Below are 23,002 nucleotides of genomic sequence, written 5' to 3'. Positions count from 1 at the left end.
GCCCTGACGTAGACTGACTCGTCGGCTCACGTGCATTCGCATGTCCGTGGGCTGATCAAGGTAGCCGATTCGAAAGGCGAAGCGTGGCCAAGAAGCAAGGTGCCATCGAGATCGAGGGCACCGTGATCGAGTCCCTCCCGAACGCCATGTTCAAGGTGGAACTCCAGAACGGTCACAAGGTCCTCGCGCACATCAGCGGCAAGATGCGTATGCACTACATCCGCATCCTTCCCGATGACCGGGTCGTTGTGGAGCTGTCTCCGTACGACCTGACGCGTGGCCGGATCGTCTACCGATACAAGTAGATCTTGCCCCCGCACCCCGCTCCGGCGCGGGTGGTGGCACTGACCCGGAGAACCTCACCCACATGAAGGTCAAGCCGAGCGTCAAGAAGATCTGCGACAAGTGCAAGGTGATCCGCCGTCACGGCCGGGTCATGGTCATCTGCGACAACCTGCGCCACAAGCAGCGCCAGGGCTGACGCACGCCGACCGACCTGCCTTACGCAGTTCTTCGCGCGACGTAAGAAAACGTACATAAGCAGAACCCGCCCAGCCCTCACGGGCCGGCGGCACCTCCGGCGGGGGCCGGGGACCCGGACGTACCACTGCCCATACGGGTGGTCGGCGGTCGGGAGCGGTTCTGTTGCAGACCCCCGAACACACAGGAGCCATTGAATGGCACGCGTTTCCGGTGTTGACATCCCGCGCGAAAAGCGTGTGGAGATCGCACTCACCTACGTCTTCGGTATCGGGCGCACCCGGTCCAAGGAGATCCTCGCCTCCACCGGCGTGAACCCGAACACCCGCGTTCGTGACCTGGCCGAAGAGGACCTCGTCAAGATCCGCGAGTACGTGGACGCCAACCTCCGTACCGAGGGTGACCTCCGCCGCGAGATCCAGGGCGACATCCGCCGCAAGATCGAGATCCAGTGCTACCAGGGCATCCGCCACCGCCGTGGCCTGCCCGTGCACGGTCAGCGCACCAGCACGAACGCGCGTACCCGCAAGGGCCCGCGTCGCGCGATCGCCGGTAAGAAGAAGCCGGGCAAGAAGTAGTCCTGTTCAGCGGTCTTGCGCTGTAGGACCGACCACCTCCCGTAGGAGTAAGAGATGCCCCCCAAGGGTCGTCAGGGCGCTGCCAAGAAGGTGCGCCGCAAGGAAAAGAAGAACGTCGCTCACGGGCACGCCCACATCAAGAGCACGTTCAACAACACCATCGTTTCGATCACGGACCCGTCCGGCAACGTGATCTCCTGGGCCTCCGCCGGCCACGTCGGCTTCAAGGGCTCGCGCAAGTCCACCCCCTTCGCCGCGCAGATGGCCGCCGAGTCGGCCGCCCGCCGCGCGCAGGAGCACGGCATGCGCAAGGTCGACGTCTTCGTCAAGGGTCCCGGCTCCGGCCGTGAGACCGCGATCCGCTCCCTCCAGGCCACCGGCCTCGAGGTCGGCTCGATCCAGGACGTCACCCCCACCCCGCACAACGGCTGCCGCCCGCCGAAGCGCCGCCGCGTCTGACGCAGCGGACGCACCTGTGCGTCTTTGAGTGTCCGGGCGGTACGTACCCCCTCGGGGGGACGTACCGCCCGTACCCTTGTAAGTCAGCGGCCCGCGGGCCGCACCTGTCGGGCGTCAAATAGTGGGCGTCCACGACTGAAGGAACAGACATGCTTATCGCTCAGCGTCCTTCGCTGACCGAAGAGGTCGTCGACGAGTACCGCTCGCGGTTCGTGATCGAGCCGCTGGAGCCGGGCTTCGGCTACACCCTCGGCAACTCCCTGCGCCGTACCCTCCTGTCCTCCATCCCGGGTGCCGCTGTCACCAGCATCCGCGTGGACGGCGTCCTGCACGAGTTCACCACCGTGCCGGGCGTCAAGGAAGACGTCACGGACATCATCCTCAACATCAAGCAGCTGGTCGTCTCCTCGGAGCACGACGAGCCGGTCGTGATGTACCTGCGCAAGCAGGGTCCCGGCCTGGTCACCGCTGCCGACATCGCGCCCCCGGCCGGTGTCGAGGTGCACAACCCGGACCTGGTCCTCGCCACGCTCAACGGCAAGGGCAAGCTGGAGATGGAGCTGACCGTCGAGCGCGGTCGCGGCTACGTCTCCGCCGTCCAGAACAAGCAGGTGGGCCAGGAGATCGGCCGTATCCCGGTCGACTCCATCTACTCGCCCGTCCTGAAGGTCACCTACAAGGTCGAGGCGACCCGAGTCGAGCAGCGCACCGACTTCGACAAGCTCATCGTCGACGTCGAGACCAAGCAGGCCATGCGCCCGCGCGACGCCATGGCGTCCGCCGGCAAGACCCTGGTCGAGCTGTTCGGCCTGGCCCGCGAGCTCAACATCGACGCCGAGGGCATCGACATGGGCCCGTCCCCCACGGACGCCGCCCTGGCCGCCGACCTGGCGCTGCCGATCGAGGAGCTCGAGCTCACGGTCCGCTCGTACAACTGCCTCAAGCGCGAGGGCATCCACTCCGTGGGTGAGCTCGTGGCCCGCTCCGAGGCCGACCTGCTCGACATCCGCAACTTCGGTGCGAAGTCGATCGACGAGGTCAAGGCGAAGCTCGCCGGCATGGGCCTGGCCCTCAAGGACAGCCCGCCCGGATTCGACCCGACCGCCGCCGCCGACGCCTTCGGCGCCGACGACGACGCGGACGCCGGTTTCGTCGAGACCGAGCAGTACTAAGCAATGACTTTCCCGGGGCGTCCGCCCCGGGGGAACTGACACCGGTACCTGACACGGCCGGTGCAGATATGAAGGAGTAACACCATGCCGCGTCCCGCCAAGGGTGCCCGTCTGGGCGGCTCCGCCGCGCACGAGAAGCACCTTCTCGCGAACCTCGCGAAGGCGCTCTTCGAGCACGGCCGCATCACCACCACCGAGGCCAAGGCCCGCCGCCTGCGTCCCTACGCCGAGCGTCTGGTCACCAAGGCCAAGAAGGGCGACATCCACAACCGTCGCCTGGTGCTGCAGACGATCACGGACAAGAGCATCGTGCACACGCTGTTCACCGAGATCGCCCCGCGCTACGAGAACCGCCCCGGTGGTTACACGCGCATCACCAAGATCGGCAACCGTCGTGGCGACAACGCCCCGATGGCCGTGATCGAGCTCGTCGAGGCCCTCACGGTCGCCCAGCAGGCCACCGGCGAGGCCGAGGCCGCCACCAAGCGTGCGGTCAAGGAAGCGGAGGCCGCCGAGGCTCCCGCCGCCGAGGAGACCGAGGAGGCCTGATCCCGCTCCGGGATCGAGCTTGCTTGATCGGCTCTGAACGGGCCCGCCCCTTCCCGGGGCGGGCCCGTTCTGCATTTCTGTGCGTCTGAGAGGATCTGTCACGTGAGTGACGAGGTGGAGCCCGGGTACGTCCGGGTACGGCTGGACCTGTCCTACGACGGCAAGGACTTCTCCGGCTGGGCGAAGCAGCGCACGCTGCGGACCGTCCAGGGCGAGCTGGAATCGGCCCTGAAGACCGTGATGCGGCTGCCCGAGCCGGTCGAGCTGACCGTCGCCGGGCGCACCGACGCCGGCGTGCACGCCCGCGGGCAGGTCGCGCAGTTCGACATCGCCGGGGAGGTGTGGGCCGAGCACCACGACAAGCTGCTGCGCCGGCTCGCGGGCCGCCTCCCGCACGACATCCGGGTGTGGAAGGTCGCCGAGGCCCCCCAGGGCTTCAACGCGCGGTTCTCCGCGATCTGGCGCCGCTACGCCTACCGGGTCGGCGACCACCAGGGCGGCGTGGACCCGCTGCGCCGCGGGCACGTGCTGTGGCACCAGTGGCCGCTGGACGTGGACGCCATGAACGAGGCCTCCCGCGCCCTGCTCGGCGAGCACGACTTCGCCGCGTACTGCAAGAAGCGCGAGGGCGCCACGACGATCCGCACCCTCCAGGAGCTCAGCTGGGTGCGGGCCGAGGACGGCATCGTCACCGCGACCGTCCGCGCCGACGCCTTCTGCCACAACATGGTCCGCTCACTGGTCGGCGCGCTGCTGCACGTCGGCGACGGGCACCGGCCCGTGGAATGGCCCGGCCGGGTGCTGGCCGCGGCCGTGCGGGACTCCTCCGTGCACGTGGTCAAGCCGCACGGGCTGACCCTGGAGGAGGTCGGCTACCCGGCGGACGAGCTGCTGGCCGCCCGCAGCAAGGAGGCGCGGAACCTGCGCACCCTGCCCGGCAAGGGCTGCTGCTAGGCACGTATTCCGTTTGGGTCCGGCGCCGCCGGACCGGGAGAATGCCCGGCATGGGACATCTCGAAGCCAGCCACCTGGAGTACTACCTTCCCGACGGGCGGGTGCTCCTCCCCGACGTCTCCTTCCGGGTGGGGGAGGGGGCGGTGGTCGCCCTCGTGGGGGCCAACGGCGCCGGCAAGACCACCCTGCTCAAGCTGATCTCCGGTGAGCTCCAGCCGCACGGCGGCGCGGTCACCCACACCGGCGGCCTCGGCGTGATGTCCCAGTTCGTGGGCTCGGTGCGGGACGAGACGACCGTCCGGGACCTGCTCGTCTCGGTGTCCCAGCCGCGGATCCGGGAGGCGGCGAAGGCCGTGGACCGGGCCGAGGAGCTGATCCTCACCGTCGACGACGAGGCCGCCCAGATGGCCTACGCCCAGGCGCTGAGCGACTGGGCCGACGTCCAGGGCTACGAGGCGGAGACGCTCTGGGACGTCTGCACGATGGCCGCGCTGGCCGTCCCCTACGACCAGGCGCAGTTCCGCGAGGTGCGCACCCTCTCCGGGGGTGAGCAGAAGCGGCTGGTGCTGGAGGCGCTGCTGCGCGGGCCGGACGAGGTGCTGCTGCTCGACGAGCCGGACAACTACCTCGACGTCCCGGGCAAGCGCTGGCTGGAGGAGCAGCTGCGGGCCACCCGCAAGACGGTCCTGTTCGTCTCCCACGACCGGGAGCTGCTGACCCGGGCCGCCCAGAAGATCATCAGCCTGGAGGCGAGCCCGACGGGCTCCGACGTCTGGGTCCACGGCGCGGGCTTCGGCACCTACCACGAGGCCCGCAAGGAGCGCTTCGCCCGGTTCGAGGAGCTCAAGCGGCGCTGGGACGAGGAGCACGCCCGGCTGAAGGCCCTGGTGCTGCGGCTGCGCAACCAGGCCGCGAGCAGCCCCGACATGGCCTCCCGCTACCGGGCGATGCAGACCCGCTTCCAGAAGTTCGAGGAGGCCGGCCCGCCGCCGGAGCCGCCGCGTGAGCAGGACATCAAGATGCGGCTGAAGGGCGGCCGTACGGGCGTGCGCGCGCTGACGGTGGAGAACCTGGAGCTGACCGGGCTGATGAAGCCGTTCTCCCTGGAGGTCTTCTACGGGGAGCGCGTGGCGGTGCTCGGCTCGAACGGCTCCGGCAAGTCGCACTTCCTGCGGCTGCTGGCGGGCGAGGACGTCCAGCACACCGGTGACTGGAAGCTCGGCGCACGGGTGGTTCCCGGCCATTTCGCGCAGACGCACGCCCACCCGGAGCTCTTCGGCCGGACCCTCGTCGACATCCTGTGGACGGAGGCGGCCAAGCCCCTGGGGCAGGCGATGGGGGCGCTGCGCCGCTACGAGCTGGAGCGCCAGGCGGAGCAGCCGTTCGAGAAGCTGTCGGGCGGCCAGCAGGCGCGGTTCCAGATCCTGCTATTGGAGCTGGCCGGGACCACGGCGCTGCTGCTGGACGAGCCGACGGACAACCTCGACCTGGAGTCGGCGGAGGCGCTCCAGGACGGCCTGGAGTCGTACGAGGGCACGGTGCTGTGCGTGACGCACGACCGCTGGTTCGCGCGCACATTTGACCGTTACTTGGTCTTCGGTTCAGACGGTGTTGTGCGGGAGACTCAGGAGCCCGTGTGGGACGAACGTAGGGTCGACCGGAAGCGCTAGGGGGCGGACCTCCCCCTCGCGGGTCGAGGGGGAGGCGTCGTGGGGCTGCGGCCTAGCATCTGGCTCATGCGCATCTGGGTGACGGGCGGTGGCCGTCCGGTCACGGGCGGCCGGCGGGTGGCCTGGCTGCTCGGGCCGGCGCCGCGGTCCTGGCGGGCGGTGGCGCTGGTGGTGCTGCTGGCCGTGTCGGTGTCGACGAGCCTGCGGGCGAACTGGGGCTCGGACAACGCCTTCGTGGTCAAGGCGGCGGACGCGCTGCTGGAGGGGGTCTCCCCGTACGAGGACAAGCGCTTCCTGTACCTGCCCAGCGCCGTGCTGATGGCGGTGCCGGAGGCGCTGGTGCCCCGGGAGGTGCTGCGGTGGCTGCTGCCGGCGGGGATCTCGGGGCTGGTGGCCGTCGGGTGGTGGGCGTCGCTGAGGCTGTTCTCGGTGCCGCTGTGCTCGCGGTTCGCGGTCGGCGGGCTCGGGCTGCTGGGGCTGGCGTACAAGCCGTACCTGAACCTGGTCCTGATCGGTAACTGGACGGCGATCTCGGTGGCGGCCCTGCCGGTGGCGCTGCTGCTGGCGCACCGGAGGTCCTGGGCTGCGGCGGGGCTGGTGGTGGGGCTGGCGATCGCCTGCAAGCCGATGCTGGTGCCGGTCGGGCTGGTCTTCGTCCTGGCCCGGCGGTGGCGGGGGCTGGCCGTGGCGGTGCTGGTGCCGGCGGGGCTCTCGCTGGCGGGGGCGCTGCTGATGCCGAGCCCGACCCTCTTCTTCACCAAGACGCTGCCGTTCCTGCTCCAGGGGCAGGACGCGTACGCGCTGCCCTGGGACGCCTCGCCGATCGCGGTGCTGCCGCGGCTGGGGGTGCCGCAGCCGGTGGCGGTGGTGGTGGCGGGCGCGGGGGCGGCGGCCGGGCTGTGGGCGGCCTGGCGGCGGTGGCGGCGGCCGGATCCAGAGGGTGACGGGGGCGAGCTGCGGCTGGTGGAGACCGCCTGCACGGTGATGCTCGCCGTGTTCCTCGTCTCACGTCCGTCCTTCGACCACTACCTGCTGCTGGTGCTGCCGCCGCTGCTGGCGTCGGGGGTCAGGGAGGGCTCCGCACCCCGTTCGGGCTGGTTCTGGGCGGCCCTGGTGCCCCAGGCGGCGGGGATCCCGTGGCCCTCGGAGATCGCCCACAAGAGGCGGGCCTTCCGGGACTGCCTGACCCTGTGCGGGCTCGCGGGACTGCTGGTGCGTCGTGCGCTGCGCTCCGGCCGGGTTACTCTGGAACCCGTAACAACTGCGGGGTCCCCACCCAGGACCGAACCGGAGTGCGCCGCGGCGCCGGCAGTGTCGGCATCGCGGACCGCGTTTTGACCCGTACGGGTCTGCTTGGGTATCCTGCTGGTTTGTTATGCGTATTGGCTTTCTCATTCTCACGTGAAAGGGCCTTACGCCGGTCCACCGGACCGATGACCAGCAGTTCACGCGGGTGCGTCCCCGCTGTGAACGAGGGCTGTCGTGATCGTCCGTGGTGACCCTGTCAGGACCCTTCCCGCGGGGCTTGCGCCCTATGGGATGACCCACCACTGAAGAAGCGAAGGCATACGCGTGCGTACGTACAGCCCCAAGCCCGGCGACATCTCGCGCCAGTGGCTCGTCATTGACGCCCAGGACGTCGTCCTCGGCCGTCTGGCGACTCAGGCCGCTACCCTCCTGAAGGGCAAGCACAAGCCGACTTACGCCCCCCACATGGACATGGGCGACTTCGTCATCATCATCAACGCCGACAAGGTTCACCTGTCCGGCAACAAGGCGTCCCAGAAGATGGCCTACCGTCACTCCGGTTTCCCGGGTGGTCTGCGTTCCGTGCGCTACGACGACCTGCTGGCGAACAACCCGGAGAAGGCCGTCGAGAAGGCCGTCAAGGGCATGCTCCCCAAGAACTCCCTGGGCCGTCAGATGCTCTCGAAGCTGAAGGTCTACTCGGGCGACCAGCACCCGCACGCTGCGCAGCAGCCGGTGCCGTTCGAGATCACCCAGGTCGCGCAGTAGTTCCGGCCACCCCCTAAACACAGAGAATTCTGAGGAGCATCGTGGCCGAGACCACCGCCGAGACCCCCGTCGACGAGTTCGAGGGCGTCGAGGAGTACACCACCGAGTCGGACGTCGTCGTCGAGGGCGACTACACCTCCGAGTCCCTTGCCGGTCGCTTCGGTGACCCCCAGCCGGCCGCCGGCCTGGGCCGTCGCAAGAACGCCATCGCCCGCGTCCGGATCGTTCCGGGCACCGGCAAGTGGAAGATCAACGGTCGCACCCTTGAGGACTACTTCCCCAACAAGGTGCACCAGCAGGAAGTCAACGAGCCCTTCAAGCTCCTCGAGCTTGACGGCCGCTACGACGTCATCGCCCGCATCTCGGGTGGCGGCGTCTCCGGTCAGGCCGGCGCCCTGCGCCTCGGCGTGGCCCGCGCGCTGAACGAGGCGGACGTGGACAACAACCGCCCGGCGCTGAAGAAGGCCGGCTTCCTCTCCCGCGACGACCGTGCGGTCGAGCGCAAGAAGGCCGGTCTCAAGAAGGCCCGTAAGGCTCCGCAGTACAGCAAGCGTTAATCTGCGCCTGCTGTTCAGCAACGAAACCGCCCCGGCAGCACTCTCCGTGCTGTCGGGGCGGTTCGTTTACCGCCAAAAGCGGCAAACATCTGTCACTAGCGGTCACCTAGCGAAGCGTGAACTCGGGAGGACAACAGTGGGACGACTCTTCGGGACGGACGGTGTACGAGGCGTCGCCAACGCGGATCTGACGGCTGAGCTCGCGCTCGGCCTCTCCGTGGCGGCCGCGCACGTACTGGCCGAGGCGGGCACCTTCGCGGGCCACCGCCCCACGGCCGTGGTCGGCCGCGACCCCCGCGCTTCGGGCGAGTTCCTGGAGGCCGCGGTCGTCGCGGGCCTCGCCAGCGCCGGCGTGGACGTCCTGCGCGTCGGTGTGCTGCCCACCCCGGCGGTGGCGTATCTCACCGGTGCGCTGGGCGCCGACCTCGGCGTCATGCTCTCCGCGAGCCACAACGCCATGCCCGACAACGGCATCAAGTTCTTCGCGCGCGGCGGCCACAAGCTCGCCGACGAGCTGGAGGACCGCATCGAGTCCGTCTACGAGGAGCACCGCACCGGCGCTCCCTGGGACCGGCCCACCGGTTCCGGCGTGGGCCGCGTATCGGACTACGACGAGGGATTCGACAAGTACGTCGCCCACCTGATCGGCGTCCTGCCCAACCGCCTCGACGGGCTGAAGATCGTCCTGGACGAGGCGCACGGCGCGGCCGCCCGCGTCTCGCCCGAGGCCTTCGCCCGGGCCGGCGCCGAGATCGTCACCATCGGTGCCGAGCCCGACGGCCTGAACATCAACGACGGCTGCGGCTCCACCCACCTCGGCCTGCTCAAGCAGGCGGTCGTCGAGCACGGGGCGGACCTGGGCATCGCCCACGACGGCGACGCCGACCGCTGCCTGGCGGTGGACGCCGAGGGCAACGAGATCGACGGCGACCAGATCCTCGCCGTGCTCGCCCTCGCCATGCGCGAGTCCGGCCAGCTGCGCGAGAACACCGTCGTCGCCACCGTCATGTCGAACCTGGGCTTCAAGCTGGCCATGGAGGGCGAGGGCATCGCGTTCGTCCAGACCGCGGTCGGCGACCGGTACGTCCTGGAGTCGATGAAGGAGCACGGCTACGCACTGGGCGGCGAGCAGTCCGGCCACGTGATCATCCTCGACCACGCCACCACGGGCGACGGCACCCTCACCGGCCTCATGCTGGCCGCCCGGGTCGCCGCCACCGGCCGCTCGCTGGCCGAGCTCGCCGGGATCATGACGCGGCTCCCGCAGGTCCTGATCAACGTCAAGGACGTCGACAAGTCCCGCGTCTCCACCTCCGCCGAGCTGGCCAACGCCGTCACCGAGGCGGAGCGCGAGCTCGGCTCCACCGGACGGGTGCTGCTGCGCCCCTCGGGCACCGAGCCCCTCGTCCGCGTGATGGTCGAGGCCGCCGACATCGAGCAGGCCCGCGCGGTCGCCGGGCGGCTCGCGGACGTGGTGAAGTCGGCCCTCGGCTAGGACCTCACCCCGCAAGGCCGCGTGGCGCACCCTGGGGGGGGGGCGGAGCCCCCGCCCCCCCAGGGTGCGCCTCGGCCGTTTCCGGGCCCGCCCGCGGCGGGCGCTCAGAGCTTGCGCAGGCTCAGCTTCGTGACCTTGTGGTCGGGGCCCTTGCGGACGACGAGGGTGGCGCGGCCGCGCGTGGGGGCGACGTTCTCCAGCAGGTTGGGCTTGTTGATGGTCCGCCACATGGTCTTCGCGTACTCCAGGGCCTCCTCCTCGGAGACCTGGGTGTACTTGCGGAAGTAGGAGAACGGGTTCTGGAACGCGGTCTCGCGCAGCTTCCGGAAGCGGTTGAGGTACCACCGCTCGATGTCCTCGGGGCGGGCGTCCACGTACACGCTGAAGTCGAAGTAGTCGGCGAGGCCGACCCGGGTCCGGCCGTCCTTGCCGGGCAGGGCGGGCTGGAGGACGTTGAGCCCCTCGACGATGAGGATGTCCGGGCGCCGCACGACCAGCCGCTCGTCCGGGACGATGTCGTAGATCAGGTGCGAGTAGACCGGGGCGGTGACCTCGTCCTTGCCGGCCTTGATGTCGGCGACGAACTTGGTGAGGGCGCGGCGGTCGTAGGACTCGGGGAAGCCCTTGCGGGAGGTCAGGCCGCGGCGCTGGAGCTCCTTCATCGGGTAGAGGAAGCCGTCCGTGGTCACCCGTTCCACCCGGGGGTGCTCGGGCCACCGGGCGAGGAGGGCCTGGAGCAGGCGGGCCACGGTGGACTTGCCGACGGCGACGGAGCCGGCGACGCCTATGACGAACGGGGTTCCCTGCTGGGCGCCGTGGCCGTTGCCGCCGGCGTCGCCGAGGAAGGTGTTCAGGGTGCCGCGGAGGTTGCTGGTGGCGCCGACGTACAGGTTGAGCAGGCGGGAGAGCGGGAGGTAGACGTCCCGCACCTCGTCGAGGTCGATGACGTCGCCGAGGCCGCGCAGCCGCTCGACCTCCTCCGCCGTCAGGGGCAGGGGGGTGCGCTCGCGCAGGGCGCTCCACTCGGCCCGCGTGAGGTCGACGTAGGGCGAGGGCTCCGGCACCCGTCGGGGGCCGGGACGCTCCGTTGCGTGCTCCGGCGTACAGCGCGTCGGCGATGTGATCACACCGCCATTGTCGGGGCTCGGGGCCCCGCGTGGGTGGTGGGGTCGGTCACGTGGCGGGCGGGGGAGGCGGAAACGCCCAGGTGGGGCGGTGGCGCCCGACCGGGTCTCGATCGGAAGCCCGTCCTGTCTCGTGCCGGTCACGATTCCCCCGTGTGACCAGGAAGATCCCGCGTATGTGCCATTAACACCGGTCGCGTGATCGAGCAAGTCGTACATTGTTCGTCACCGCGGCGTTGACCGGCGTCCTGGCGGTGATCTGCTGCATGGGGGAGAGCTCTACGTGGGTACCGCGTTCGTGCCGCGCGGCGTGCCGGCCGTGTCCGGCGCGTCCTTGTGTCTGCCGGCCGCCTTCGGGGCGCGGGCCGAGAAGCCCGTATGAGAGCGGTGCGCGTGCGGCGCGCGGCCGCACTGACCGTCGCGGGGCTGGCGCTGGCCCTGCCGGTCACCGGGTGCGGGGCCGGCCGGCCCACCGTGATCGTGGTGGAGGAGGGCCTCCCGGCCGCCGAGGTGCCGGCCTCCGACGCGGACACCGGGCCCGCGCGCAAGGGGCAGCAGGTCGTCCCCCCGCAGAAGGGCAGGCCGCAGCAGGCTCCGGAGCGCCTGCTGGTGGCGCAGGAGGACCTGCCGGACCACAAGGTCACCCCCGAGGCCCACGACAGCGTGCCGGGGAGCGTGGACCGGCCCGAGTGCCTGGAGCTGGCCCACGCCGTGTCCGGGTACCTGCCGGCGGGGCGGACCGGCTGGGCCAAGGCCGCCGTGGTCGCGGTGGCGTCGGCGCTGCCGGACGACGCGCCGGAAGGGCAGAAGCGGGCGGCCGCGCTGGACGCCGCCAGCTCGACGGTGACGGTGGTGACCCTCGGCTCGTACGCGGGGGACGCCGCCCGCGGGCACTTCGCCGAGCTGCAGACGGCGGGACGGGCCTGCGAGGGCGGGTACACGGCGACGGCGGGCGGGGAGAGCGTCACGGTGACCCGGGTCGTCCCGCACGCCGCGTCCGGCGGCGACGAGGCCCTCGCGTACACCGTCGAGGCGGAGCGCGACGGGGAGCCGTACCAGACGGAGCTCATGGTGGTCCGCAAGGGCGGCACGCTCGTCAACTTCCACGCGGACCGGCTGTCCGGCGAGGCGCAGCTGGCGGCGCCCGCGATCGAGGCGCAGGTCAGACGGCTGGGCTGACGCTCCGGCAGGGCGACGGGCCGGCCGACGGGGGTCGCCTGCGCCCGGGCGGACGGGCCGGGCGGGTCCGACGGGCGGGTTTTTCGTCCTGTTCGGGTACCCGACAGGCGCGCAACTCAGGCGTACCCTGCGGCCTATGTGCGGAATTGTGGGATACGTGGGAGCGCAGTCGGCGCTCGATGTGGTCATCGCCGGACTGAAGCGGCTGGAGTACCGCGGCTACGACTCGGCCGGGGTCGCCGTCCTCGCCGACGGGAAGCTCTCCAGCGCCAAGAAGGCCGGAAAGCTCGTCAACCTGGAGAAGGAGCTGGTCGCACAGCCGCTTCCGGCGGGCTCCACGGGCCTGGGCCACACCCGGTGGGCGACCCACGGCGGGCCCACCGACGTCAACGCCCACCCCCATCTGGACAACTCCGGCCGGGTGGCCGTCGTCCACAACGGCATCATCGAGAACTTCGCCGGGCTGCGCGCCGAACTGGCCGAGCGGGGGCACCGGCTGGAGTCCGAGACGGACACGGAGGTCGTCGCGCACCTGCTGGCCGAGCGCTTCGACGCGGTCCGGGCGGCCGGCGGCGCGACGGGCGCCGGGCTCGCGGAGGCGATGCGGCAGGTGTGCCGGCGGCTCCAGGGCGCGTTCACGCTGGTCGCGGTGCACTCCGACGAGCCGGACGTGGTGGTCGGGGCGCGCCGGAACTCCCCGCTGGTGGTGGGCGTCGGGGAGGGCGAGAACTTCCTCGCCTCGGACGTGGCCGCGTTCATCGCCCACACCCGGTCCGCGATCGAGCTGGGCCAGGACCAGGTGGTCGAGCTCCGCCGCGACGGGGTCACGGTGACCGGCTTCGACGGGGCGCCCGCCGAGGTGCGGGCGTACCACGTGGACTGGGACGCCTCGGCCGCGGAGAAGGGCGGGTACGACTACTTCATGCTCAAGGAGATCGCCGAGCAGCCGAAGGCCGTCGCCGACACCCTCCTGGGCCGGATCGACGCGGGCGGCCTGCTGACCCTCGACGAGGTGCGCATCCCCGCCTCGGTGCTCCGCGAGGTCGACAAGGTCGTGATCGTGGCGTGCGGTACGGCGTACCACGCGGGCCTGATCGCGAAGCTGGCCATCGAGCACTGGACCCGCATCCCGTGCGAGACCGAGCTGGCCAGCGAGTTCCGCTACCGCGATCCGATCCTGGACCAGCGGACGCTGGTGATCGCGATCTCGCAGTCCGGCGAGACCATGGACACCCTGATGGCGCTGCGGCACGCGCGGGAGCAGGGGGCCAGGGTGCTGGCGATCTGCAACACGAACGGGTCGACGATCCCGCGCGAGTCGGACGCCGTGCTGTACACGCACGCCGGGCCGGAGGTGGCCGTCGCCTCGACGAAGGCGTTCCTGACGCAGCTGGTGGCCTGCTACCTCGTCGCCCTGTACCTCGGCCAGGTGCGGGGGACGAAGTGGGGCGACGAGATCGGGGCGGTGGTCCGGGAGCTCTCGGACATCGCCGCGGCCGTGGACCGGGTCCTGGAGACGATGGAGCCGGTACGGGCCCTGGCCCGCTCGCTGGCCGACAAGGACACGGTGCTGTTCCTCGGCCGCCACGTCGGCTACCCGGTGGCCCTGGAGGGGGCGCTCAAGCTCAAGGAGCTGGCGTACATGCACGCCGAGGGCTTCGCGGCGGGCGAGCTCAAGCACGGGCCGATCGCGCTGATCGAGGAGGACCTGCCGGTGGTGGTCGTCGTCCCGTCGCCGCGCGGCCGGTCGGTCCTGCACGACAAGATCGTCTCCAACATCCAGGAGATCCGGGCGCGCGGGGCGCGGACCATCGTGATCGCGGAGGAGGGCGACGACGCCGTCGTCCCGTACGCCGACCACCTGATCCGCATCCCGGCGACGCCGACGCTGCTCCAGCCGCTGGTCGCGACGGTCCCGCTCCAGGTGTTCGCGTGCGAGCTGGCGACCGCGCGCGGCAACGAGGTGGACCAGCCGCGTAATCTCGCGAAGTCCGTGACGGTGGAGTAGTTGGGGTTGTCGTTGTGATTGTCGGTGTGGGGATTGACGTGGCCGAGATCGAGCGGTTCGGCGCGGCGCTGGAGCGGACGCCGCAGATGGCGGAGCGGCTCTTCCTCGACACCGAGTTGACGCTGCCGAGCGGCGAGCGGCGCGGAGTCGCCTCGCTCGCCGCCCGGTTCGCGGCCAAGGAGGCCCTGGCCAAGGCACTCGGCGCGCCCGGCGGGCTGCTGTGGACCGACGCCGAGGTCTACGTCGAGGAGACCGGGCAGCCCCGGCTGCGGGTGTCCGGCACCGTCGAGGCCCGGGCCCGGGCGCTCGGCGTGAAGTCCTGGCACGTCTCGCTGAGCCATGACGCCGGGATCGCGTCGGCGGTGGTGATCGCCGAGGGCTGACGCCCCGCGTGCGGCACGCTGGTGGCATGCGTACTGCTTACAGCGTGGAGACCGTACGGGCCGCCGAGCGGCAGTTGATGGCCCGTCTGCCGGAGGGTGCCCTGATGGCGCGGGCCGCGGCCGGGCTGGCCGTCGTGTGCGCGGAGCTGCTGGCCCGGCGCCGCGGCCGGGTCCACGGGGCCCGGGTGGTCCTGCTGGCCGGGCCCGGCGACAACGGCGGCGACGCCCTCTACGCGGGCGCGCGGCTGGCGCGGCGCGGGGCCGCGGTGACGGCGGTCCCGATGGACCCGGAGCGGATGCACCCGGGCGGGCTGGCCGCGCTGCGGGCCGCCGGGGGACGGGTCGGGGCGTCGGTGCCGGAGCGGGCCGACCTGGTCGTGGACGGGCTGCTCGGGATCGGCGGGCGGGGCGGGCTGCGGCCGGCCGCGGCCGCGCTGGTGGAGCGGATCCCGGCCGGGACGCCCGTGGTCGCGGTGGACCTCCCGAGCGGGGTGGACGCGGACACCGGGGAGGTGGCGGGCCCGGCGGTGACGGCCGACGTCACCGTGACCTTCGGGGCGTACAAGCCGGGGCTGCTGACCGATCCGGGGGCCTCGCGGGTGGGGGCGGTGCGGCTGGTCGACATCGGCCTGGACCTGGCGGGCGCCCCCGTGGAGACCGAGGCGCTGCAACACGCAGACGTGGCACGGCTGCTGCCGGTGCCGACGGCGTCGAGCGACAAGTACCGGCGGGGCGTGGTCGGGGTCGTCGCCGGGTCGCAGCAGTACCCGGGCGCGGCGGTGCTCGCCGTGGCGGGGGCCCTGCGGGGCGGCGCGGGCGCGGTGCGGTACGTGGGGCCGGCGGCGGACGCCGTGCTGGCCCGCTTCCCCGAGGTGCTGGTCGGACGGGGGCGGGTGCAGTCCTGGGTGGTCGGGCCCGGACTGGGCTCGGGGCGCGCGGAGGAGGTCGAGCGGGCCCTGGCGGACGCGGACGTGCCGGTACTGGTCGACGCGGACGGGCTGCGCGGGCTGGACGGCGCGGTGGTGCGCCGGCGGCGGGCCGCGACCCTGCTGACCCCGCACGCGGGGGAGGCGGCGGCGCTGCTGGGGGCGGCGCGGGAGGCGGTGGAGGCCGGCCGGCTGGCCGCCGTAAGGGAGTTGGCGGGGCGGTACGGGGCGGCGGTGCTGCTGAAGGGGTCGACCACGCTGGTCGCCCCCGCCGGGGGCGGGGCCGTGCGGGTGAATCCGACGGGGACGCCCTGGCTGGCCACCGCCGGGAGCGGGGACGTGCTGTCGGGGCTGGCGGGGGCGTTGCTGGCGGGGGGCCTCGGCGCGGTGGACGCGGGCTCGGCGGCGGCGTACCTGCACGGCCTGGCGGGCCGGTTCGCGGCGGACGGCGCGCCGGTGGTGGCGCAGGAGGTGGCCGCGGCGCTGCCGCGGGCGTGGCGGAGCGTCATGGCCTAGGGCCTGTCGGCACACTTCCGTCTGCCCCGCGGCGCACCGAGAGCACGCACCATGCGCCGCGGGGCCGCCCTCCGGGCGACGACGGGACTTCGACGACAGGCCCTGGGCCGGGAGCGGACACCCCGCCGGCGCGGCCGGGAGAGGCCGCCCCGCCGGTGGCCCCGGGTGCCCGTCCGGCGAGCCGGACGAGGAGGGGCGAACCATGCCCGATCACCGAGCGGTGGGGGTTCTGAGAGACTGTGGGCGATGAACGAGACACCGATGCGCGTGTACGCCGAGATCGATCTTGACGCGGTACGGGCGAACGTGCGCGCACTGCGCGCACGGGCGCCGCGGGCCGAGCTGATGGCGGTCGTCAAGTCGAACGCCTATGGGCACGGCGCCCTCCAGTGCGCCCGGGCGGCCCAGGAGGCCGGGGCCACCTGGCTCGGCACCGCCACCCCCGAGGAGGCGCTGGAGCTGCGCGCCGCCGGGATCCAGGGGCGGATCATGTGCTGGCTGTGGACCCCCGGCGGCCCCTGGCGGGAGGCCGTCGAGGCCGACATCGACGTGTCCGTCAGCGGGATGTGGGCCCTGGACGAGGTCCGCGCCGCCGCCCGCGCGGCCGGCCGCACCGCCCGGATCCAGCTCAAGGCCGACACCGGCCTCGGCCGCAACGGCTGTCAGCCCGCCGACTGGGCCGACCTCGTCGGCGCGGCCGTGGCCGCCCAGGCCGAGGGCACCGTCCGGGTCACCGGCGTCTGGTCCCACTTCGCCTGCGCCGACGAGCCGGGCCACCCCTCCATCCGGCTCCAGCTCGACGCCTTCCGCGACATGCTGGCCCACGCGGAGAAGGAGGGCGTCGACCCCGAGGTCCGGCACATCGCCAACTCGCCCGCGACCCTCACCCTCCCCGAGAGCCACTTCGACCTCGTGCGCACCGGCCTGGCCGTGTACGGCGTCTCGCCCTCGCCCGAGCTCGGCACCCCCGCCCAGCTCGGCCTGCGGCCCGCGATGACGCTCAGGGCCTCCCTCGCGCTGGTCAAGACCGTCCCCGCCGGCCACGGCGTGAGCTACGGGCACCACTACGTCACCGAGTCCGAGACCCACCTCGCGCTCGTCCCCGCCGGCTACGCCGACGGCATCCCGCGCAACGCCTCCGGCCGCGGGCCCGTGCTCGTCTCCGGCAGGATCCGCCGGGCCGCCGGGCGGATCGCCATGGACCAGTTCGTCGTGGACCTCGGCGAGGACCTCGCCGAAGCGGGCGACGAGGTGGTCATCCTGGGCGACGCCGAACGCGGCGAGCCGACCGCCGAGGACTGGGCTCAAGCGGCGCATACGATCGCGTATGAGATCGTCACCCGTATCGGAGGTCGGGTGCCCCGGGTCTACCTCGGCGGCTGAGGCTGAGTGAGGACGGCGACGTCGTGAGCGGGAACGTGTCGTGAGCGAGAACTGGCGCAAGGCCGGCTGGGCCGGCGCCGCCATCGGTGTCATAGCGGCGGGCGCCGCTGCCGGTGTCGCCGTCGAAAGGATCACCGTGGGCCGGGGCATCCGCCGGAAAGCACGCCTCGCCCTCGACGCCGCGGGGGACTACGGCTCCCTGCGCGGTACCGAGGGCACCTGCCGCGCCGAGGACGGCACCGAGCTCTACTACGAGGTCGACGAGCTCGACGGGGCCGGTGCGGCCGCCGGCGGCGGCGGGAAGCGCCGGCCGCGGCGCAAGGGCGCGGCACCGGCCACCGTCGTGTTCTGCCACGGCTACTGCCTCAGCCAGGACTCCTGGCACTTCCAGCGCGCCGCCCTGCGCGGCGCCGTCCGCTCCGTCTACTGGGACCAGCGCAGCCACGGCCGCAGCGCCCGCGGCCTCGCCCAGGCCGACGGCGAACCCGTCACCATCGACCAGCTCGGCCGCGACCTCAAGGCCCTCATCGACGCCGCCGCGCCCGAGGGCCCGCTCGTCCTCGTCGGCCACTCCATGGGCGGGATGACCGTCATGGCCCTCGCCGAGCAGTACCCGGAGCTGGTGCGCGACCGGGTCCTCGGCGTGGCCCTGATCGGGACGTCCAGCGGGCGCCTCGACGAGGTCACCTACGGGCTGCCGTCCATCGGACAGGGCGCGGTGCGCCGCCTGCTGCCGGGCGTGCTCAAGGCCCTCGGCTCCCAGGTGGAGCTCGTGGAGAAGGGCCGCCGGGCCACCGCCGACCTCTTCGCCGGAATGATCAAGCTCTACTCGTTCGGCTCCCGCGACGTGGATCCCGGCGTCGCGCGCTTCGCCGAGCGGCTGATCGAGGCCACCCCGATCGACGTGGTCGCCGAGTTCTACCCGGCCTTCCAGGGCCACGACAAGAGCGCCGCCCTCCAGCGGTTCGCCGACGTGCCCGTCACCGTCGTGGCCGGGGACCGGGACATGATCACCCCGGCCGGGCACAGCGTGGCGATCAAGGAGGAGCTCCCGGCCGCCGAGCTCGTGGTCCTGGAGGAGACCGGGCACCTGATGATGCTGGAGCGCCCCGAGATCGTGACGGGGCTGCTCACCGGCCTGCTGGCCCGCGCCGGAGCCGTCCCCGCACCGACTAACGTTGGGGCGCATGGAAGACGTACAGCGGGAAGCGCCGCGCAGCCCGGCCGCTGAGGCCCTGGCCGAGGCCGCCGCCGAAACCCTGATCACCGTCGACTCGCCCGCCTCCATGCAGGAGCTGGGCCGCCGGATCGCCGGTCTGCTGCGCCCCGGCGACCTGGTCCTGCTGACCGGTGAGCTCGGTGCGGGCAAGACCACCCTGACCCGGGGGCTGGGGGAGGGGCTGGGCGTGCGCGGAGCCGTGACCTCGCCGACCTTCGTGATCGCCCGGGTGCACCCGTCCCTGGGCGACGGGCCGCCGCTGGTGCACGTGGACGCGTACCGGCTGGGCGGCGGGCTGGACGAGATGGAGGACCTCGACCTCGACGTCTCGCTGCCCGAGTCCGTCGTCGTGGTGGAGTGGGGCGACGGCAAGGTGGAGGAGCTCTCCGACGACCGGCTGCACGTGGTCATCGGGCGGGCGGTCGGCCACGAAGAGGTCCTGGACGACGTGCGCGAGGTCGCGCTGCGCGGTGTCGGCGCCCGCTGGGAGCAGGCCGGGCCGCAGCTGGCGGCGCTGTCGCCGGCCTAGCCGGTCCGCCGACGGGGTACCGACAACCCGTCGGGAAGATATTGCGCCGGTGCGGGCCCGCGTGATGACATGGTACCGAGCGTTGGTTAGGTGTACCTAAGTACCGCGTCCCGGGGTCCCAGGAGGCAGCCATGTCGGCAGCAGGAGCAGAGCGAGCGCCCGTCGTGTCCATGCGGGCCCTGCTCGCGGCGGGCGCGGCCGCCACCGCGGTGTCCACGCCGCCCGCCCGCTCGGAGCCGGCTCCCCGGGACCCCGCGGCCGAGGACGCCGCGGACGCGGAACAGGCCGCCTCCACGGAACCGGAAGCGGCCTGAAGCCCGCGGTGGCCCGGGCACGGAGCCCACGTACGGGTGAAAAGCGTGCCCGGACCCGGGCGGGGGCGTCCTACTGGACGACGACGACCTTCGAGTTGTAGAGCGCGAAGGCCCACATGGCGTCGCCGTCCGCACGCGACATCCGGATGCCGCCCGTCTTCTTCGCCGGGTCCGGCTGCGGCAGCGCACCGTCCACACGGGCGCTGAAACCGATCGCGATCCCCTCGCTGCTGCTGGCGAACCGCACGACGTGCTCGATCGGCACCCCGTCCGAGCCCGTGACCGTCCCCGCGCGCGAATTGACCAGGTAGCTGCCGGGAGCGGGCTGCACCGTGCTCGGCACCACCGTGAACGTCTTCGGGTCCTTGCCGTCCGCGGCGACCAGCCACACCCGCTTCTGCGACACCGAGTACACGACCCGCTGCCCGGCCCCCGACTCGGCCGGCAGCACCGCCGGCTTCGCCGCGTCCTGCTGCGCCGGAGCCTGCTGCTGCGGGGCCGCCGGAGCCTTCTCGGCGGCCTTCGCGGGGTGCGCGGGAGCAGTCGCGTGGGCCTGGTAGCCGAGGAAGCCGATCGCGGCGATCGCCGCGGCGGTGAGCCCGGCCACGATTCCCGAGCTGCTGCGTGACACCTTGCTCCACCTCTCCGCGCCTGCGCGTACCGGTTCTGCGGCGAAGCCGGGCCGTTGCCGCCCGACGCCGCGTCGTACTCCCGGTCGAAAGGTAGCAGCCGGGCCCCGTCCCGACCGGCCGCAAGGCCCGGGGCCCGGGGAGTCGTAGGCTGTTCGCGTGCTCTTGCTCGCCGTAGATACCGCCACGCCCGCCGTCACCGTCGCCCTGCACGACGGGGAGTCCGTCCTGGCCGAGTCCCACCAGGTCGACGCCCGCCGCCACGGGGAGCTCCTGCTTCCCTCCGTGGACCGGGTCCTCGCCCGGGCCGGGGTGAAGCTCGAAGCCCTCACCGGCATCGTCGTCGGCGTCGGCCCCGGCCCCTACACCGGGCTGCGCGTGGGCCTCGTCACCGCCTCCACCTTCGCCGCCGTCCTCGGCGTCCCCGTGCACGGCCTGTGCACCCTCGACGGCCTCGCCTACGCCGCGGGCGCCGCCGGGATCGAGGGCCCCTTCACCGTCGCCACCGACGCACGTCGCAAGGAGGTCTACTGGGCGCGCTACGAGGACCCGCGCACCCGCGTCGGCGAGCCCGCCGTCGACCGCCCCGCCGACATCGCCGAGCAGGTCGCCGGCCTCCCGTCGGTCGGCCAGGGCGCCCGCCTGTACCCGGAGGTCTTCACCGACGCCCGCGGCCCCGAGCACCAGTCCGCCGCGGCCCTGGCCGCCCTGGCCGCCGAACGCCTCGCGGCCGGCATCCCGTTCGAGAACGCCGACGGCGCCGCCCCGGCCCCGCTCTACCTGCGCCGCCCCGACGCCCAGGTGCCGAAGAACTACAAGGTGGTCACCCCGCAGTGACGGCCCCGACCGCAGTGCTCCGCGAGATGCGCTGGTGGGACATCGCACCGGTGCTGGAACTGGAGCACGAGCTCTTCCCCGAGGACGCCTGGTCGGCCGGCATGTTCTGGTCCGAGCTCGCCCACGCCCGCGGCCCGCGGGCCAGCCGCCGCTACGTCGTCGCCGAGATCCCGCCCGACAGCGGCTCCGCCGCGGGGGCCACCGGCCGCCTGGTCGGCTACGCGGGCCTGGCGGCCTCCGGCGACCTGGGCGACGTACAGACCATCGCGGCGGCCAAGGACCAGTGGGGCACCGGACTCGGCGCCCGGCTCCTCACCGAACTGCTGCGCGCCGCGACCGCCTTCGAATGCGCCGAGGTGCTGCTGGAGGTCCGGGTCGACAACACCCGCGCCCAGCGGCTCTACGAGCGCTTCGGCTTCGAGCCGATCGGCTTCCGGCGGGGCTACTACCAGCCGGGGAACGTCGACGCGCTGGTGATGCGCCTGACGGACCCGGCCCGCACGGCCGCCCCGGCCGACCCCGCCGGCCCGGCCACCTCGACCCCTGAGACCCACGAACACCCTGAGAGCAGTGAGACCCATGGCTGACGAACCGCTCGTCCTCGGCATCGAGACCTCCTGCGACGAGACCGGCGTCGGCATCGTCCGCGGCACCACCCTGCTCGCCGACGCGGTCGCCTCCAGCGTCGACGAGCACGCCCGCTTCGGCGGGGTCGTCCCCGAGGTCGCCTCCCGGGCCCACCTGGAGGCGATGGTCCCGACCATCGAGCGCGCCCTGAAGGAAGCCGGCGTCAGCGCCCGCGACCTCGACGGCATCGCCGTCACCGCCGGCCCCGGCCTCGCGGGCGCCCTGCTCGTCGGCGTCTCGGCCGCGAAGGCGTACGCGTACGCCCTGGGCAAGCCGCTCTACGGGGTCAACCACCTCGCCTCGCACATCTGCGTCGACCAGCTGGAGCACGGCCCGCTGCCCGAGCCCACCATGGCCCTGCTGGTCTCCGGCGGCCACTCCTCGCTGCTCCTGGCCCCGGACATCACCAGCGACGTACGGCCGCTCGGCGCCACCATCGACGACGCGGCCGGCGAGGCCTTCGACAAGATCGCCCGCGTCCTCCAGCTGGGCTTCCCCGGCGGCCCGGTCATCGACCGGCTGGCGAAGGAGGGCGACCCCAAGGCCATCCACTTCCCGCGCGGGCTCACGGGGTCGCGCGACCCCGCGTACGACTTCTCCTTCTCCGGCCTCAAGACGGCCGTGGCCCGCTGGATCGAGGCGAAGCGGAACGCGGGCGAGGAGGTGCCGGTGCGCGACGTGGCGGCGTCCTTCCAGGAGGCCGTGGTGGACGTGCTGACGCGCAAGGCGATCCGGGCCTGCAAGGACGAGGGTGTGGACCACCTGATGATCGGCGGCGGTGTGGCGGCCAACTCCCGGCTGCGCTCGCTCGCGCAGGAGCGGTGCGACGACGCCGGCATCATCCTGCGCGTCCCGCGGCCCAAGCTGTGCACCGACAACGGCGCGATGGTCGCGGCCCTGGGCGCGGAGATGGTCAAGCGGAACCGTCCGGCCTCGGACTGGGACCTGTCGGCGGACTCCTCCCTCCCGGTGACCGACCCCCACGTCCCGGGCACGGCCCACGACCACGACCACTCCCACGGCCACGGCCACGGGGGCGGCGCCCACTCCCACGACCACGTGCACGAGCTGAGCAAGGACAACCTCTACTCGTGAACACCGTCGTCGCCCTGATGTGGGAGGCCCGGGCCGCCGAGGGCCGGGGCAACGAGCTGCTGGAGTGGGCCCGCGCCCAGGTCCTGGCCCGGGAGCCGCTGCGCCGCGAGGTGCTGCGCGCCACCCAGGACCGGGTCCTCGTGATCACCTGGTGGGAGGTCCCGGAAGGCGGCACGGCGGCCGGACTGCCCGAGCTGCCGGAGCCCGCGGCGGACCTGATCACCCGGGCCGTGCACCGCTGGCGGTTCGAGTCCGTCGAGGTCACGGACGGCGGCTGACCGAGGGTCGAGGAGCGCTGCGGTG

26 protein-coding genes are annotated in these 23,002 nt (G+C 72.5%); 24 read left to right on the top strand and 2 right to left on the bottom strand.

From position 1 onward, the window contains the following. Positions 1-83 precede the first annotated feature (83 nt). The 12 genes from infA to glmM all read left to right on the top strand — a co-directional run bounded on the left by infA (position 84) and on the right by glmM (position 9,930). Entirely contained in the window at positions 84-305 is a 222-nt protein-coding gene (gene infA, locus AB0469_RS07705; protein ID WP_003956442.1) for a translation initiation factor IF-1, read from the top strand. A 62-nt stretch (positions 306-367) separates the two neighbouring features. Continuing rightward, positions 368-481: a 50S ribosomal protein L36 gene (rpmJ, locus tag AB0469_RS07700; RefSeq protein WP_003956441.1), complete on the top strand. Its 114-nt coding sequence runs from the start codon at positions 368-370 to the stop codon at positions 479-481. 196 nt (positions 482-677) lie between these two features. Further along, on the top strand, positions 678-1,058 hold the full coding sequence (gene rpsM / locus AB0469_RS07695; protein ID WP_007265919.1) for a 30S ribosomal protein S13: 381 nt from the start codon (positions 678-680) through the stop codon (positions 1,056-1,058). 54 nt (positions 1,059-1,112) lie between these two features. Continuing rightward, positions 1,113-1,517 carry a 30S ribosomal protein S11 gene (gene rpsK, locus AB0469_RS07690; protein ID WP_003956432.1) on the top strand — a complete coding sequence of 135 codons (405 nt, stop codon included), beginning with the start codon at positions 1,113-1,115 and terminating at the stop codon, positions 1,515-1,517. 149 nt (positions 1,518-1,666) lie between these two features. After that, a complete protein-coding gene (locus AB0469_RS07685) occupies positions 1,667-2,689 on the top strand; it encodes a DNA-directed RNA polymerase subunit alpha (RefSeq protein WP_030201531.1) in 1,023 nt (340 codons plus the stop codon). Positions 2,690-2,773: 84 nt separating this feature from the next. Next, on the top strand, positions 2,774-3,238 hold the full coding sequence (gene rplQ, locus AB0469_RS07680) for a 50S ribosomal protein L17 (protein WP_366450436.1): 465 nt from the start codon (positions 2,774-2,776) through the stop codon (positions 3,236-3,238). 102 nt (positions 3,239-3,340) lie between these two features. Then, positions 3,341-4,192: a tRNA pseudouridine(38-40) synthase TruA gene (truA, locus tag AB0469_RS07675; protein ID WP_366450435.1), complete on the top strand. Its 852-nt coding sequence runs from the start codon at positions 3,341-3,343 to the stop codon at positions 4,190-4,192. Between the two features lie 41 nt (positions 4,193-4,233). Beyond that, positions 4,234-5,862 (top strand): ATP-binding cassette domain-containing protein, encoded by a 1,629-nt coding sequence (locus AB0469_RS07670; RefSeq protein ID WP_366450433.1) that lies wholly within the window; start codon positions 4,234-4,236, stop codon positions 5,860-5,862. A 66-nt stretch (positions 5,863-5,928) separates the two neighbouring features. After that, on the top strand, positions 5,929-7,200 hold the full coding sequence (locus AB0469_RS07665; RefSeq protein WP_366450432.1) for a glycosyltransferase family 87 protein: 1,272 nt from the start codon (positions 5,929-5,931) through the stop codon (positions 7,198-7,200). 234 nt (positions 7,201-7,434) lie between these two features. Then, the gene (gene rplM, locus AB0469_RS07660) at positions 7,435-7,878 is read left to right on the top strand and encodes a 50S ribosomal protein L13 (protein WP_366450430.1); all 444 of its coding nucleotides are present in this window, start codon (positions 7,435-7,437) and stop codon (positions 7,876-7,878) included. A gap of 41 nt (positions 7,879-7,919) precedes the next feature. Next, positions 7,920-8,435 carry a 30S ribosomal protein S9 gene (gene rpsI / locus AB0469_RS07655; RefSeq protein ID WP_045945298.1) on the top strand — a complete coding sequence of 172 codons (516 nt, stop codon included), beginning with the start codon at positions 7,920-7,922 and terminating at the stop codon, positions 8,433-8,435. 136 nt (positions 8,436-8,571) lie between these two features. Beyond that, complete coding sequence (glmM, locus tag AB0469_RS07650; protein ID WP_366450428.1) at positions 8,572-9,930, top strand: phosphoglucosamine mutase; 1,359 nt, start codon at positions 8,572-8,574, stop codon at positions 9,928-9,930. 104 nt (positions 9,931-10,034) lie between these two features. On the opposite strand, the gene coaA is transcribed toward glmM, so the two are convergent. Beyond that, positions 10,035-11,057 carry a type I pantothenate kinase gene (gene coaA / locus AB0469_RS07645; protein WP_366450427.1) on the bottom strand — a complete coding sequence of 341 codons (1,023 nt, stop codon included), beginning with the start codon at positions 11,055-11,057 and terminating at the stop codon, positions 10,035-10,037. A 375-nt stretch (positions 11,058-11,432) separates the two neighbouring features. On the opposite strand from coaA, the gene AB0469_RS07640 reads away from it, so the two are divergent. The 8 genes from AB0469_RS07640 (at position 11,433) to AB0469_RS07605 (ending at position 19,511) form a co-directional block, all read left to right on the top strand. Further along, positions 11,433-12,233: a hypothetical protein gene (locus AB0469_RS07640; RefSeq protein ID WP_366450426.1), complete on the top strand. Its 801-nt coding sequence runs from the start codon at positions 11,433-11,435 to the stop codon at positions 12,231-12,233. Between the two features lie 136 nt (positions 12,234-12,369). Continuing rightward, the gene (glmS, locus tag AB0469_RS07635; RefSeq protein ID WP_366450425.1) at positions 12,370-14,241 is read left to right on the top strand and encodes a glutamine--fructose-6-phosphate transaminase (isomerizing); all 1,872 of its coding nucleotides are present in this window, start codon (positions 12,370-12,372) and stop codon (positions 14,239-14,241) included. 14 nt (positions 14,242-14,255) lie between these two features. Continuing rightward, complete coding sequence (locus AB0469_RS07630; protein WP_366450423.1) at positions 14,256-14,624, top strand: holo-ACP synthase; 369 nt, start codon at positions 14,256-14,258, stop codon at positions 14,622-14,624. Between the two features lie 26 nt (positions 14,625-14,650). After that, positions 14,651-16,066, top strand: coding sequence for an NAD(P)H-hydrate dehydratase (locus tag AB0469_RS07625; protein ID WP_366450422.1), 1,416 nt, complete (start codon positions 14,651-14,653; stop codon positions 16,064-16,066). A gap of 246 nt (positions 16,067-16,312) precedes the next feature. Beyond that, positions 16,313-17,449, top strand: coding sequence for an alanine racemase (alr, locus tag AB0469_RS07620; RefSeq protein WP_366450421.1), 1,137 nt, complete (start codon positions 16,313-16,315; stop codon positions 17,447-17,449). Between the two features lie 40 nt (positions 17,450-17,489). Then, on the top strand, positions 17,490-18,680 hold the full coding sequence (locus tag AB0469_RS07615) for an alpha/beta hydrolase (RefSeq protein WP_366450420.1): 1,191 nt from the start codon (positions 17,490-17,492) through the stop codon (positions 18,678-18,680). After that, positions 18,637-19,197: a tRNA (adenosine(37)-N6)-threonylcarbamoyltransferase complex ATPase subunit type 1 TsaE gene (tsaE, locus tag AB0469_RS07610; protein WP_366450419.1), complete on the top strand. Its 561-nt coding sequence runs from the start codon at positions 18,637-18,639 to the stop codon at positions 19,195-19,197. The genes AB0469_RS07615 and tsaE overlap by 44 nt, the downstream gene beginning before the upstream one ends. A 131-nt stretch (positions 19,198-19,328) precedes the next feature. Continuing rightward, positions 19,329-19,511: a hypothetical protein gene (locus AB0469_RS07605; protein ID WP_366450418.1), complete on the top strand. Its 183-nt coding sequence runs from the start codon at positions 19,329-19,331 to the stop codon at positions 19,509-19,511. A gap of 70 nt (positions 19,512-19,581) precedes the next feature. Here AB0469_RS07605 and AB0469_RS07600 read toward each other — a convergent pair whose 3' ends face one another. Continuing rightward, complete coding sequence (locus AB0469_RS07600) at positions 19,582-20,142, bottom strand: hypothetical protein (RefSeq protein WP_366450417.1); 561 nt, start codon at positions 20,140-20,142, stop codon at positions 19,582-19,584. A gap of 157 nt (positions 20,143-20,299) precedes the next feature. Here AB0469_RS07600 and tsaB point away from each other — a divergent pair, with 157 nt between their 5' ends. The 4 genes from tsaB to AB0469_RS07580 are packed head-to-tail and all read left to right on the top strand — an operon-like array spanning position 20,300 to position 22,977. After that, positions 20,300-20,977 carry a tRNA (adenosine(37)-N6)-threonylcarbamoyltransferase complex dimerization subunit type 1 TsaB gene (gene tsaB, locus AB0469_RS07595; protein ID WP_366450416.1) on the top strand — a complete coding sequence of 226 codons (678 nt, stop codon included), beginning with the start codon at positions 20,300-20,302 and terminating at the stop codon, positions 20,975-20,977. After that, positions 20,974-21,564 (top strand): ribosomal protein S18-alanine N-acetyltransferase, encoded by a 591-nt coding sequence (rimI, locus tag AB0469_RS07590; protein ID WP_366450415.1) that lies wholly within the window; start codon positions 20,974-20,976, stop codon positions 21,562-21,564. The genes tsaB and rimI overlap by 4 nt, the downstream gene beginning before the upstream one ends. After that, positions 21,557-22,699, top strand: coding sequence for a tRNA (adenosine(37)-N6)-threonylcarbamoyltransferase complex transferase subunit TsaD (gene tsaD / locus AB0469_RS07585; RefSeq protein ID WP_366450414.1), 1,143 nt, complete (start codon positions 21,557-21,559; stop codon positions 22,697-22,699). The genes rimI and tsaD overlap by 8 nt, the downstream gene beginning before the upstream one ends. 17 nt (positions 22,700-22,716) lie before the next feature. Further along, positions 22,717-22,977 carry a hypothetical protein gene (locus AB0469_RS07580; RefSeq protein WP_366450494.1) on the top strand — a complete coding sequence of 87 codons (261 nt, stop codon included), beginning with the start codon at positions 22,717-22,719 and terminating at the stop codon, positions 22,975-22,977. Positions 22,978-23,002 lie beyond the last annotated feature (25 nt).

It is taken from the genome of Streptomyces sp. NPDC093801, from assembly GCF_040701585.1.
Classification (GTDB): domain Bacteria; phylum Actinomycetota; class Actinomycetes; order Streptomycetales; family Streptomycetaceae; genus Streptomyces.
This window is presented reverse-complemented; position numbering and strand designations above follow the sequence as displayed.